A 13,997-nucleotide genomic window follows, 5' to 3' on the forward strand; every position below is an offset into this window, starting at 1 on the left:
AACGGGTGGATCACGGCGGCCCTTCCGCGCTGCCCGCGGCAGCCGTCTCCGCGGGCCGGGCGTCTCTTTGCTGCTACCCCTCCGACTCGCCGCGAATCACGGCCAGCACGCCGTCCAGCTCGTCGGGCTTCACCAGCACGTCGCGCGCCTTGGACCCCTCGCTGGGGCCGACGACGTTGCGCGACTCCATGAGGTCCATCAGCCGCCCGGCCTTGGCGAAGCCGACGCGCAGCTTGCGCTGGAGCATGGACGTCGATCCGAACTGCGTGGAGACGACCAGCTCGGCGGCCTGGCACAGCAGGTCGAGGTCGTCGCCGATGTCCTCGTCGATCTCCTTCTTCTGCTTGGAGCCGACGGTGACGTCCTCCCGGAAGACCGGGGTCATCTGGTCCTTGCAGTGCTGGACGACGACGGCGACCTCGTCCTCGGTCACGAAGGCGCCCTGCAGGCGGGTCGGTTTGCTCGCGCCCATCGGCAGGAACAGCCCGTCGCCCTTGCCGATCAGCTTCTCGGCGCCGGGCTGGTCGAGGATGACCCGGGAGTCGGCGAGCGAGGAGGTGGCGAACGCCAGCCGGGAGGGCACGTTCGCCTTGATCAGGCCGGTGACGACGTCGACGGAGGGGCGCTGGGTGGCGAGCACCAGATGGATGCCGGCGGCGCGGGCGAGCTGCGTGATGCGCACGATCGCGTCCTCGACGTCGCGCGGCGCGACCATCATCAGGTCGGCCAGCTCGTCGACGATCACCAGCAGATACGGGTAGGGCTGCAACTCGCGTTCGCTGCCCTCGGGCGCCTTCGTCTTGCCGTTGCGCACGGCCGCGTTGAAGTCGTCGATGTGCCGGAACCCGTACGCGGCCAGGTCGTCGTAGCGCAGGTCCATCTCGCGGACGACCCACTGCAACGCCTCGGCCGCCCGCTTGGGGTTGGTGATGATCGGTGTGATCAGGTGCGGGATGCCCTCGTACGCGGTCAGCTCGACGCGCTTGGGGTCGACGAGGACCATGCGGACGTCCTCGGGGGTCGCCCGCATCATGACCGAGGTGATGAGGCAGTTGATGCAGGACGACTTGCCGGAGCCGGTGGCGCCGGCGACCAGGATGTGCGGCATCTTCGCGATGTTGGCCATCACGTAGCCGCCCTCGACGTCCTTGCCGAGCGCGACGAGCATCGGGTGGTCGTCCTCGGCGGCCGCCGCCAGGCGCAGCACGTCCCCGAGGTTGACCATCTCCCGGTCGGTGTTGGGGATCTCGATGCCGACCGCCGACTTGCCAGGGATCGGGCTGATGATGCGCACGTCCGGGCTGGCCACGGCGTAGGCGATGTTCTTGGTCAGCGCGGTGATCCGCTCGACCTTGACGGCCGGGCCGAGTTCGACCTCGTAGCGGGTGACCGTCGGCCCGCGGGTGAAGCCGGTGACCCGGGCGTCGACCTTGAACTCGGTGAAGACGTTGGTCAGCGCGTCCACGATGACGTCGTTGGCCGCGCTGCGCGACTTGCCCGGACCGCCGCGCTCCAGGAGGTCCAGGGCGGGCAGCGAGTAGGTGATGTCGCCGGAGAGCTGGAGCTGCTCGGCGCGGGGCGGCAGTTCACGGACCTCGGCGGGCGGGGCCTTGGTGAGGTCGAGGACGGCGGCGGACGTCTCCTCCCGCGCGGGACGCGGCGCCGGCGCCTCCGCCGGGGGGCGCCCGGCGGCGCGGTCCTGCTCGGGCCGCGCGGCCGGGACCGGGGTGGCGGTCGGCGTCTCGGCCCGGTCGCCGCCGCTGACGCCCTGGGTGAGGTCGGCGACGATCGGCGACGGCGGCAGGCCGTGCAGGACCGCGCCGTCGAGTGAGGCGGCGGCGGCGGAGGCCACGTCCACGGCGTCCATCCGCCGTGTCATGTCCGGCTGCGGCACGGCGGAACGCCGGGGCCTGCCCCGGCGCTTGGCCAGGGCCTCGTGCTCCGCGCCGTCGGGGTCGTAGGCGCCGGGGGCGCTCTGCCGTCGGCGCGGGCGGGCGGGCGGCGCTTCGCGCCACTGCTCGTCGCGGCGGGCGTCGTCCTCTAGGTACTCCCCGTACTCTCCATAGTCTTCGAACTCCCCTTCGTAGCCTTCCGGCTCGGACAGCAGACCGAGTCTCGCCCCGAGCAGCCGCAGCCGTTGCGGGATGGCGTTGACCGGGGTGGCGGTGACCACCAGCAGGCCGAACACGGTGAGCAGCACCAGCAGCGGCACCGCGAGCACAACGCCCAGCGCGTACGTCAGCGGGGTCGCGGCGCTCCAGCCGATGAGGCCGCCGGCGTCCCTTATCGCCCGCATGCCCTGGCTGCGGGCGGGCGAGCCGCAGGCGATGTGCACCTGTCCGAGCACACCCATCACGAGCGCCGACAGCCCGATCACGATCCGGCCGTTGGCCTCGGGCTTCTCCGGGTGCCGGATGAGGCGTACGGCGATGAGCCCGATCAGGATCGGCACCAGCAGGTCGAGCCGGCCGAACGCGCCGGTGACCAGGATCTCGACCAGGTCCCCGACGGGGCCGCGCAAATCCGCCCAGGTGCCGGCCGCGACGATCAGCGCGACGGCGAGCAGCAGCAGCGCGACGCCGTCCTTGCGGTGGGCCGGATCGAGGTTCCTCGCTCCCTGCCCTATGCCGCGGAAGACGGAGCCGACGGCGTGCGCGATGCCCAGCCAGAAGGCGCGCACCAGCCGGTACACGCCCCCGGTCGGGCTGGGCGCGGGGCGAGGCGCCGGCCGGCCCGCGGACGCCTTCCTGGAGGACGCCGCACGGGGGGCGGCCTTCTTGGCGGGGGCCCTGGTCGCCGCGGCCTTCCTCGCCGGAGCCTTCGCGGGAGCGGCCGCCTTCCTGGCGGGCTGCTTCTTGGCTGCGGGGGGACGTGAGGCCATGAGTGTGAGGTTACCGTCGGAGGCGGCGACGGACACGTGTGCCCCGCGCTTCACCCGTTCGTGTCGCCTTTGTCGTCGCCCTGGCTTGACGGCCCGTCACGTTCCGGCGGCGGCCTGCGGTGCCCGGCGGCGGAGGCCACAGGGCCTCGCAAGCCGGGCGCAACGAGACGGTCGTCTCGGCAGGTTGCGGATCGCTCACGGATCCGGCGGGCGGAGGAACCCGGCGGGATCCGCCGCTTGCCGCGCGCCCGGCGGGACTCAGCTCTGCGAGGACACCGAGGAGGGGCTTCCGGCGCCCGGCTCCAGCGCGTCCAGGGCGCGGCGCAGACCGGTCAGCTTGCGCTCCAGGTGGGCGGCCGTGGCGACCGCCGCCGCGTCCGCGGACTCGTCGTCGAGCTGTTTGGACAGAGCCTCCGCCTGCTCCTCGACCGCCGCGAGCCGCGCGGACAGCTCGGCGAGCAGGCCGGGCGAGTCCTTGCCCTCGGCGACGCCGTCCTTGCCGCCGCCCTCAAGCTGGAGCCGCAGCAGCGACGCCTGCTCCTTGAGCTGGCAGTTCTTCATGTACAGATCGACGAAGACCGACACCTTCGCGCGCAGCACCCACGGGTCGAAGGGCTTGGAGATGTAGTCCACCGCACCCGCCGCATATCCGCGGAACGTGTGGTGCGGGCCGTGGTTGATCGCGGTGAGGAAGATGATCGGGATGTCCCGCGTCCTCTCCCGCCGTTTGATGTGCGCTGCCGTCTCGAAACCGTCCATGCCCGGCATCTGGACGTCCAGCAGAATCACCGCGAAGTCGTCCGTGAGCAGCGCTTTGAGCGCTTCCTCCCCGGACGATGCCCGTACCAGCGTCTGATCGAGCGCAGAGAGGATGGCCTCCAGCGCCAGCAGATTCTCCGGCCGGTCATCGACCAGGAGGATCTTGGCCTTCTGCACCATGGCCCGCCCTCCTCGCCCCGGCGTGGGGCCGCCCCTGTCCGCAGGAAACGGGGAGGCGCCCACAGGCGCCGCCCCGGGGGACGACTCCCTTGCGCCGCCCGTCCTTGTGCCGGTCATCGTAGCCGCACCCCGCCTGTCGCCACACCCTGTCACCGTGTTGTCACTGTGCACGGAGCGGAAACGCGGCAGGGGATCTGAAAGTTCCCCGGTTTCCGCGCCCCTACACGGCTTCGAGCACTCACAGTCAACAACTCCGCGGGGCCGCCGCAGGTTCCCGACACCGGGCCCGCGCCGTGCCCTCGCCGTTCCGCCGCCCCTTCACGGCCCGTTCACCGCTCCCGCCGCACTCCGGGGCGCCTTCGCTCCCCCGCTCCCCGGCGCCCCTCCTGACAGGGTCACTCTCCCCGCATCCACCGCTCCATCACGCCCAGCAGATAGTCGGGGTCGACCGGCTTGGTCACGTAGTCGGATGCGCCCGACTCGAGCGCCTTCTCCCGGTCGCCCTTCATCGCCTTCGCGGTCAGCGCGACGATCGGCAGCTCGGCGAACTGGGGCATCCTGCGGATCGCCGTGGTCGTGGCGTACCCGTCCATCTCGGGCATCATGATGTCCATCAGGACCACCGCGACGTCGTCGTGCTGCTCCAGGACCTCGACGCCCTCCCGGCCGTTCTCCGCGTAGAGCACGGACAGGCCGTACTGCTCCAGGACGCTGGTCAGCGCGAACACGTTGCGGATGTCGTCGTCGACGATGAGCACCTTCTCGCCGCCGAACCGGACGTCCCGGCGCCCGCGCGGCGCCGTGTCCGCCTGCCCGGCAGGCGCCGGCCACTGCCCGGCCTCCTGCGAACCGTCCTGGTCCGCCGGCCCCTGCCCGCCGCGCCGCTCGGGCTGCCCCGGCTCGCCCGCGGGCAGGGCCCGGCGGCGGCGCCGGAAGAGCGCAGCGGCCCCGTTCTGCGTCTCCTGGTACGACTTCACCTCGGCCGGCGTCTCCACCTGCGCCGCGGACAGCTCCGAGAGGTCCGCGAGGCTGGAGAGGTCGGACAGATGCGGCTCGGCGGCGGCGACCAGCTCGTCGGCGTCCAGCGCGGAGGCGGGCTGCTGGTAGCCCTGCGGCGGAAGGTCGCCCGGGTGCAGCGGCAGGTACAGCGTGAACGTCGAGCCGCGGCCCGGCTCGCTCTGCGCGTGGATCTCACCGCCGAGGAGCTGGGCGATCTCCCGCGAGATGGACAGCCCCAGCCCCGTTCCGCCGTACTTGCGGCTGGTGGTGCCGTCGGCCTGCTTGAACGCCTCGAAGATCACCCGCATCTTGCTGGCCGCGATGCCGATGCCGGTGTCGGTGACGGAGAACGCGATCAGGTCCGCCTCCGGATCGGTGAGCGAGCCGGCCTCCAGCAACTGCTCCCTGATCGCCTGCGGCACCTCGTCCCGGGCCGGGCGGATGACCAGCTCGACCGAACCGGAGTCGGTGAACTTCACCGCGTTGGACAGCAGGTTGCGCAGCACCTGGAGCAGCCGCTGCTCGTCGGTGTGCAGGGTCGCGGGCAGCTCCGGGGAGACCCGCACCGACAGGTCCAGGCCCTTCTCCGCGGTCAGCGGCCGGAAGGTGGCCTCCACGTAGTCGATGAGCTGGACGAGCGCGATCCGGGTCGGCGAGACGTCCATCTTGCCCGCCTCGACCTTCGACAGGTCCAGGATGTCGTTAATGAGCTGCAACAGGTCGGACCCGGCGCCGTGGATCGTCTCGGCGAACTCCACCTGCTTCGGCGAGAGGTTGCCCTCCGCGTTGTCGGCCAGCAACTTGGCCAGGATCAGCAGCGAGTTCAGCGGCGTGCGCAGCTCGTGCGACATGTTGGCCAGGAACTCGCTGCGGTAGCGCATGGACACCGCGAGCTGCTCGGCGCGCTCCTCCAGAACCTGCCGCGCCTCCTCGATCTCGGAGTTCTTCGCCTCGATGTCGCGGTTCTGCTGGGCCAGCAGCTCGGCCTTCTCCTCCAGTTCGGCGTTGGACACCTGGAGCGCCTTCTGCCGCTGCTCCAGCTCCTCCGAGCGCAGGCGCAGTTGCTCGGTCAGCTCCTGGGACTGCTTCAGCAACAGCTCGGTCTTGGTGTTGACGGAGATGGTGTTGACGCTGGTGGCGATCATCTCCGCGATCTGGTTGAGGAAGTCCTTCTGGATCTGCGTGAACTCCGTGAACGAGGCCAGCTCGATCACGCCGAGCACCTTCCCCTCGAACAGCACCGGCAGCACGATCACCTGGGCCGGCGGCGCCTCGCCGAGCCCGGAGGAGATCTTCAGGTAGCCGCTGGGCGCGTTCGCCACCAGGATCGTGCGCTTCTCCTCCGCCGCCGTGCCGATCAGCGCCTCACCCGGCCGGAACGACGTCGGCATGGAGCCCATCGAGTAGCCGTAGGAGCCGAGCATCCGCAGCTCATAGGCGTCGTCCGCCTGGCCGCCGAGGTCCTTGTCGTCGGCCGTCTGCATCGCCACGAAGAACGCGCCGTGCTGCGCGGAGACCACCGGCGTCAGCTCGCTCATGATCAGCGACGCCACGTCCTCCAGGTCGCGGCGGCCCTGCATCAGCGCCGAGATGCGGGCCAGGTTGCCCTTCAGCCAGTCCTGCTCCTTGTTGGCGATGGTCGTGTCGCGCAGGTTGGCGATCATCTTGTTGATGTAGTCCTGGAGCTCCTGGATCTCGCCGGAGGCGTCCACGTCGATCTTCAGGTTCAGGTCGCCGCGGGTCACCGCGGTCGCCACCCGCGCGATGGCGCGCACCTGCCGGGTCAGGTTCCCGGCCATCTCGTTCACCGACTCCGTCAGGTCCCGCCAGGTGCCGTCCACGTCCCGGACCCGCGCCTGGCCGCCCAGCGCCCCCTCGGTGCCCACCTCGCGGGCCACCCGGGTGACCTCCCCGGCGAACGAGGAGAGCTGGTCCACCATCGTGTTGATGGTCGTCTTCAGCTCCAGGATCTCCCCGCGCGCGTCGATGTCGATCTTCTTGGTCAGATCGCCCTTGGCGATGGCGGTGGTCACCATCGCGATGTTGCGCACCTGGCCGGTCAGGTTGGACGCCATCTGGTTCACCGACTCGGTGAGGTCCTTCCAGGTGCCCGCCACGCCCGGCACGTACGCCTGACCGCCCAGGATGCCGTCCGTGCCCACCTCGCGGGCCACCTTGGTCACCTGGTCGGCGAACGAGCTGAGCGTCTTCACCATCGTGTTGAACGTGTCGGCGAGCTGCGCGACCTCGCCGCGCGCCTCGATCGTCACCGTCCGCGTCAGGTCGCCGTTGGCCACCGCCGCCGCGACCTGGGAGATGTTGCGCACCTGCACGGTCAGGTTGTTGGCCATCAGGTTGACGTTGTCGTTGAGGTCCTTCCAGATGCCGACGACCCCCGGCACGTGCGCCTGCCCGCCGAGGATGCCCTCGGTGCCCACCTCGCGGGCCACCCGGGTCACCTGCTCGGCGAACGAGGAGAGCTGGTCGACCATCGTGTTCACGGTGGTGACCAGTTCGAGGATCTCGCCCTTGGCGTCGACGGTGATCTTCTTGGACAGGTCGCCCTTGGCGACCGCGGTCGTGACCTCGGCGATGTTGCGGACCTGGATGGTCAGGTTGTTCGCCATGAAGTTCACCGACTGGGTGAGGTCCTTCCAGGTGCCGGCCACCCCCTGCACCTCGGCCTGCCCGCCCAGGATGCCCTCCGTGCCCACCTCGCGGGCCACCCGGGTCACCTCCTGGGCGAACGAGGAGAGCTGGTCCACCATCGTGTTGAGGGTGTTCTTCAGCTCCTGGATCTCCCCGCGCGCGTCCACGGTGATCTTCTGCGACAGGTCGCCGCGCGCCACCGCGGTGGCCACCTGCGCGATGTTGCGCACCTGCGAGGTGAGGTTCCCCGCCATGCCGTTCACCGAATCGGTGAGATCGCGCCACACACCGGCGACGCCGGGCACCTGCGCCTGACCGCCCAGCCGCCCCTCGGTGCCCACCTCGCGGGCCACCTTCGTCACCTGGTCGGCGAACGCGGAGAGCTGGTCCACCATCGTGTTGATGGTGCTCTTCAGCTCCAGGATCTCCCCGCGCGCGTCCACGTCGATCTTCTGCGACAGATCGCCGCGCGCCACCGCCGTCGTCACCTGGGCGATCTGCCGTACCTGCGAGGTGAGGTTGCCGGCCATGAAGTTGACCGAGTCGGTCAGCTCCTTCCACGTGCCCGACACGCCGTCCACCCGGGCCTGACCGCCCAGCCGGCCCTCCGTGCCCACGTCCCGCGCCATCCGGGTCACCTGGTCGGCGAAGGACGAGAGCTGGTCCACCATGGTGTTCACGGTGTTCTTGAGCTGAAGCATCTCGCCGGATACGTCCACGGTGACCTTCTGCGACAGGTCGCCGTTGGCCACGGCCGTCGTCACCTGCGCGATGTTGCGCACCTGACCGGTGAGGTTGCGGAACGCGGTGTTGACGGAGTCGGTGAGGTCCTTCCACGTCCCGGCGGCCCCGGACACCTGCGCCTGACCGCCCAGCTCGCCCTCGACGCCGACCTCCCGCGCCACCCGGGTCACCTCGGCGCCGAACGCCGAGAGCTGGTCCACCATGCCGTTGACGGTGTTCTTCAGCTCCAGCATCTCGCCGGCCACGTCCACGGTGACCTTCTGCGACAGATCGCCGCTGGCCACGGCCGTCGTCACGGCCGCGATGTCCCGCACCTGCGTGGTGAGGTTGCGGAACACCGTGTTCACCGAGTCGGTCAGGTCCTTCCACGTCCCCGCCACGCCCGGCACGATCGCCTGGCCGCCGAGCCGACCCTCCGCGCCGACCTCGTTGGCCACCCGCGTGACCTCGTCCGCGAAGATCCGCAGCGTCTCGGTCATCTGGTTGATCGTCTCGGCCAGCCGCGCCACCTCCCCGCGCGCCGGGACGGTCACCTTCTGCGACAGGTCGCCGTTGGCGACGGCGGTCGTCACCTGCGCGATGCCGCGCACCTGGGCCGTCAGGTTGCCGGCCATCAGGTTCACCGAGTCGGTCAGCTCCTTCCACGTGCCGTCCACGCCGGGCACATGAGCCTGACCGCCCAGGATGCCGTCCGTGCCCACTTCGCGGGCCACCCGGGTCACCTCGGAGGAGAAGGCGGAGAGCTGGTCCACCATCGTGTTGACGGTGTTCTTCAGCTCCAGCATCTCGCCCGCGACGTGCACAGTCACCTTGCGCGACAGATCGCCCTTGGCCACCGCCGTGGTCACCAGCGCGATGTCCCGCACCTGCGCCGTCAGCCGGGACGCCATGGTGTTGACCGAGTCGGTGAGGTCCTTCCACGAACCGGACAGCCCGCGCACCCGCGCCTGACCGCCCAGCTTCCCCTCCGTCCCCACCTCGCTGGCCACCCGCGTGACCTCGTCGGTGAACGTCGACAACTGGTCCACCAGGTTGTTGACGGTCCGCCCGACCTTCAGGAACTCGCCCCGCAGCGGATGCCCTGCCCCCTCCGCCGCCGTCGTGCGCAGCTCCATGCGCGGCGAGAGATCGCCCTCGGCGACCGCCGACAGCACCCTGCCCACCTCGGACACGGGCCGCACCAGGTCGTCCACGAGCGCGTTGGAGTTCTCGATCGCCGCCGACCAGGAGCCCTCGCAGGCCCCCGTCTCCAGCCGCTCGGTGAGCTTCCCCTCACGCCCCACCACGCGCCGTACCCGCGCCAGCTCGCCCGTGAGATGCAGGTTGCGGTCGGCCACCTCGTTGAAGACGGCGGCGATCTCCGACATCACGCCGTCCCCGGACACCGTGAGCCGCTTGCGGAAGTTGCCGTCGCGCATGCCCACCAGAGCCGCCAGCAGCCGGTTCAGGGCCGCCGCGTCCACCGTGACGGTCCCGTCGCGCGGCCCGCGCTGACCGCCGGAGGACTGCCCGGACTGCCCGCCCCTCGCGCGCGTCTTCGTGCTCCGCGTCGCTGCGCCAGACTCCACTGTGTCCCTCCCGCAGGGATCGACCTGTACTGCCGTGCCCCGAGCCGCCGCCCGGCGCCCCGGCTACTGCTGCCTACGCCTGCCCAGTACGGCCAGAGCGCGCGAGGGGTTGCTGCCCCGCGCACACCGCGGGCACTCGCCCGCCCGCACCGTCGACAGAAAGCCTGCCCAGTGTTTCACCCCTGCCGAACCAGGCCATAACAGTTCGGCAGCTTCGCACAGCGTCCGCACACCCTCTGGGCGAAAACACCGCTGACCGGCATCCGCAGGGGCCGCGAAGGTAAGTAACCTTGCATGCGGCTGTCCAGCCGTGCCGGAGTCTCCGGCCTGGGCGGTGGCACGGGATCGAGCGGGCATCGGAGGGCGGCCGCACACAATGACCACCGGAGTGATCCCCGGGGAGCAGCCCCCGGAGCAACGGCCGGGCGGCCCGCGGGACCCCGAGCTGCCCGAGCAGCGGGGCGAGCCGCGCGGCCGCCGAGACCTGGACGCCGACGACCGGACGAGGAGTTCTGTGATCACCGCCCGCGCGGCCGCCAGCTTCGAGCCACTGGGGCGCTCGGTCGCCACCGCCCGCTCCTTCGTCCGCGACACCCTCCAGGGCTGGGGCTTCGGCGACATCGTCGACGACGCCGTGGTGCTCACCAGCGAACTGGTCACCAACGCCGTCGTGCACGCCGGCACCGCCGCCGACGTCCTGTGCCTGCGCAGCGACGAAGCGGTGCGCATCGAGGTCTCCGACCGCTATCCCGAGCGCGAGGTGCCGTTGCAGAGCGCGGCGATCGACATGGGCAGCCCCGACCGCGAAGGCGGCCGCGGCCTCCAGCTCTGCGCCGCCCTCGCCAGCCGCTGGGGCGTGGACTACGCCCCCACCCACAAGAACGTCTGGTTCCAGCTCGACGTGCCCGAACGCCCCGTCGGCACCCGCACCGCGGGCCCCCTGCTGCCCGACGAACTGCTCCCCCTCACCGACGGCCGGGTCCGCGTCGCCGTCGTCCAGATCGACCGCGGCGGCGCCATCACCGCGTGGAACGAGGACGGCGAGGACCTGTTCGGCTACTCAGCCGAGCACGTCCTCGGCAAACCGCTCACCGACCTCGCCGCCTGGCCGCACACCCCCGGCACCGGCACCGGCGTCGCCGAAGCCCTCCGGCTCTCCCGCTGGGAAGGCAGCTACGGCATCCGCGGCGCCCACGGCCGCGTCATCCCCGTCTACGCCTCCCACCTGCGCGTCCGCGACACCGGAGGCGAACCCTCCACCGTCTGCCTGCTGGTCCGCGACCACGAGCGCGCCGTGCTCCAGACGCCCACGCGCCACCCGGCCGTCGGCGACGGCGCCTCCGCCGCCGACGGCTCGAACACCGACCCGTTCGAGGTCTTCATCGGCTCCCCCGCCCCCGACGACCTCGACGGCCTCCTCCAGCGCACCGTGGAGCGCGCCCGGGACATGCTCGACGCCGACGCCGCCTTCCTGCTCCTGGCCACCGACGACGAGACGGAACTCGAGGTGCGCGCCTCCACCGGCCTGCCCTCCACCCGCCAGCGCTTCGCCCGCGTTCCTGTCGAGGCGGGCCCCGGCCGCTACGGCTCCGCCCGGATGCCCGCCGTCCACGACGACCTCAGCGCGGCCGCCGGCGCCGTGCCCCTGCTCGGCGGCACCGGCATGCGCTCCGTGGTCACGGTTCCGCTCAAGGTCGAGGGCCGCCTCACCGGCTCCCTCGGCGTCGCCGCCGAAGCGCCGGGACGTTACTCCAACGAGGAGGCGCTGCGCCTTCAGTTCGCCGCCGACCGGATCGCCCTCGCCGTCGAGTCGGCCCGCCTCGGCGAGCTGGAGCGGCTGCGCCGCGGCTCGCTCAGCTTCCTCGTCGAGGCGTCCGACCTGCTCGCCGGCACCCTGGACCGCGACCAGACCCTGGCCCTGATGGCGCAGATGACCGTGCCCACCCTGGCCACCTGGTGCGCCGTCTACACCATCGCCGACCAGGCCTCGGAGCCCTACCTCTCCTACGTCCTGCACGAGGACGAGGAGTTGATCGACGGCATCAAGTCCCTGCTGTCGAAGATCGCCCCGCCCGACCCGGTGCCCACGCCCGGCGCCCGCGTCTGGTCCGCGCCCGGCGAGGCCGCCCACCAGGCCGCACTGCGCAGCTCCATGCGCAGTCTCAGCCTGGGCGACAGCCAGCACCGGATCGGCACGATCATCGGCCCCACCCTGGCCACCGCCTCCGCGGTCGGCGGGGAGACCGTCGTCCTGCCGCTGGTGGCGCGCAACCGCGTGATCGGCATGCTCACCCTCGGCAGGCCCTCCGACGACCACTTCCGCCAGGAGATCCTGGAGCTGGCCGAGGACCTCAGCCGCCGCGCCGCCCTCGCCCTGGACAACGCCCGCCTGTACTCGGAGCGCACGGCCAGCAGCCAGGCGCTCCAGCGCAGCCTCCTGCCGCCCGGCCTGCCCGTCATCGACGGCGTCGAGGTCGAGGTCATCTACCGCGCCGCCGGCGAGGGCAACGAGGTCGGCGGCGACTTCTACGACCTCTTCCCCATCCGCGACGGCGCCTACGGCTTCGCCATCGGGGACGTCTGCGGCACCGGCCCGGAGGCGGCGGCCGTGACCGGACTCGCCCGCCACGCCCTGAGACTGCTGGCCCGCGAGGGCTACGACGGCCCCGCCGTCCTGGAGCGCCTGAACTCCGCGATCCTGGACGAGGGCGCCCGCAGCCGCTTCCTCACCCTCCTCTACGGGGAGCTGCGCCCGCAGGAGGACGGCAGCGCCGAGCTGAAGGTCGTCTGCGCCGGCCACCCGCTGCCGCTGCGCCTGCGTCAGGACGGCACCGTCGTACCGGCCGCCGAGCCGCAGCCGCTGCTCGGCGTGATGGACGACCTCGAACTCTACGAGCAGACGGTCACGCTGGACCCGGGCGACGTCCTGCTGTGCGTCACCGACGGCGTCACCGAGCGCCGCGAGGGGACGCGCATGCTGGGCGACGACGGCCTCGCCGACGTCCTCACCACATGCACGGGCCTGACGGCCGGCGCGGTCGCGGCCCGCATCATGCGCGCCGTGGAGCGCTTCGCGTCGGACGCCCCGTCCGACGACATGGCGATCCTCGCCATGCGGGTGCCCGAAGTCCTCCAGGACTGAATCCGGGGGCTCCGCGGTGACGCGGAGCCCCCGGACACGCGAAAGGCCCCGCCCGAAGGGGCGGGGCCTTTTCTGCAAGAGCCCCCAAACGGAATCGAACCGTTGACCTTCTCCTTACCATGGAGACGCTCTACCGACTGAGCTATAGGGGCCGGTCGCCTTTACGGGATTCCCCCGCGGCGACGGAGTAGATCATACCCCGAACGCGGCCGTGCTCCCAATCGTGATCGGTCCGCCCAGCGCGTTGCACGCGGAGACGATCCGCTGCATCTGCCGCCGCGTCAGCGAGGCGTCCACCGGCAGCGCGAGCGTCTCCTCGGCGGCTCGCTCCGTCTGCGGCAGGGAGATCCAGCGCCGGTGTCCGGGCAGCCGGTGCACCGGCGTCTTCACCGGCACCCGGCAGTCGATCCCCTTGGCCCGTATGGCCCGTGCGAAGGCGTCCCGGTCCGGTCGGCCGTTGCCCGGCACTCGCACCACGTATTGCTGATAGGTGTGTCCGTCGCCGCCGTCGGGCGTGCGCACCCCGCGCAGGCGCGCGTCCAGATAGGCGGCACGCTCTCTGCGCTGCGCGGTCTCCTCGAACGGCGCCTCGGTCTCGGCGTGTTCCAGCACCAGCAGCCCGTGCCGCCGGCCGATCGCGTGCAGCCGCGTGAGGTCCGCGGTCCGCCCGAAGCGGTGAACGGCGACGACGGCCGACGTACGGGGCGTGATCGCGGCGTCGACGGCGGAGGCGTCCAGGCAGTACGTGGCCGGGTCTATGTCGGCGAACACCGGCAGCGCGCCGGTCTGGATCACCGCGTCGGCGACGTCCACGGTGCCGAAGGCCGGTACGACGACCTCGTCCCCGACTCCGACGCCGGCGGCCCTGAGCAGTGCAGCAGTACCCATGCCGGGAATGCTGGTCGGCGCACGTGAACGTCAAGTGACGGCGAACAAAAAAGGGTTGGACCCCGAACCGAAGTTCGGGGTCCAACCCTTTGAAGAATTGTTCGGCGGTGTCCTACTCTCCCACAGGGTCCCCCCTGCAGTACCATCGGCGCTGTGAGGCTTAGCTTCCGGGTTCGGAATGTGACCG

5 protein-coding genes, 1 tRNA gene and 1 rRNA gene are annotated in these 13,997 nt (G+C 71.3%); 1 reads left to right on the forward strand and 6 read right to left on the reverse strand.

From position 1 onward, the window contains the following. Nucleotides 1-73: 73 nt before the first annotated feature. From ABZ861_RS24145 to ABZ861_RS24155, 3 genes are all read right to left on the reverse strand, one after another. The gene (locus ABZ861_RS24145; protein ID WP_361633539.1) at nt 74-2,881 is read right to left on the reverse strand and encodes a DNA translocase FtsK; all 2,808 of its coding nucleotides are present in this window, start codon (nt 2,879-2,881) and stop codon (nt 74-76) included. 258 nt (nt 2,882-3,139) lie between these two features. Beyond that, nucleotides 3,140-3,820 (reverse strand): response regulator, encoded by a 681-nt coding sequence (locus ABZ861_RS24150; protein WP_361633542.1) that lies wholly within the window; start codon nt 3,818-3,820, stop codon nt 3,140-3,142. Nucleotides 3,821-4,215: 395 nt separating this feature from the next. Beyond that, entirely contained in the window at nt 4,216-9,780 is a 5,565-nt protein-coding gene (locus tag ABZ861_RS24155; protein WP_361633544.1) for a HAMP domain-containing protein, read from the reverse strand. Between the two features lie 376 nt (nt 9,781-10,156). On the opposite strand from ABZ861_RS24155, the gene ABZ861_RS24160 reads away from it, so the two are divergent. Then, complete coding sequence (locus ABZ861_RS24160) at nt 10,157-12,922, forward strand: SpoIIE family protein phosphatase (RefSeq protein WP_361633547.1); 2,766 nt, start codon at nt 10,157-10,159, stop codon at nt 12,920-12,922. Between the two features lie 79 nt (nt 12,923-13,001). On the opposite strand, the gene ABZ861_RS24165 is transcribed toward ABZ861_RS24160, so the two are convergent. The 3 genes from ABZ861_RS24165 to rrf form a co-directional block, all read right to left on the reverse strand. Beyond that, nucleotides 13,002-13,074: transfer RNA gene (locus ABZ861_RS24165), tRNA-Thr, on the reverse strand. A 40-nt stretch (nt 13,075-13,114) separates the two neighbouring features. After that, nucleotides 13,115-13,810, reverse strand: a complete 696-nt coding sequence (locus tag ABZ861_RS24170) for a DegT/DnrJ/EryC1/StrS family aminotransferase (RefSeq protein ID WP_361633550.1) — start codon at nt 13,808-13,810, stop codon at nt 13,115-13,117. Between the two features lie 99 nt (nt 13,811-13,909). Next, nucleotides 13,910-13,997, reverse strand: a 5S ribosomal RNA gene (rrf, locus tag ABZ861_RS24175); the annotation flags it as partial.

This window comes from Streptomyces sp. NPDC046985 (assembly GCF_040644415.1).
Lineage (GTDB): Bacteria > Actinomycetota > Actinomycetes > Streptomycetales > Streptomycetaceae > Streptomyces.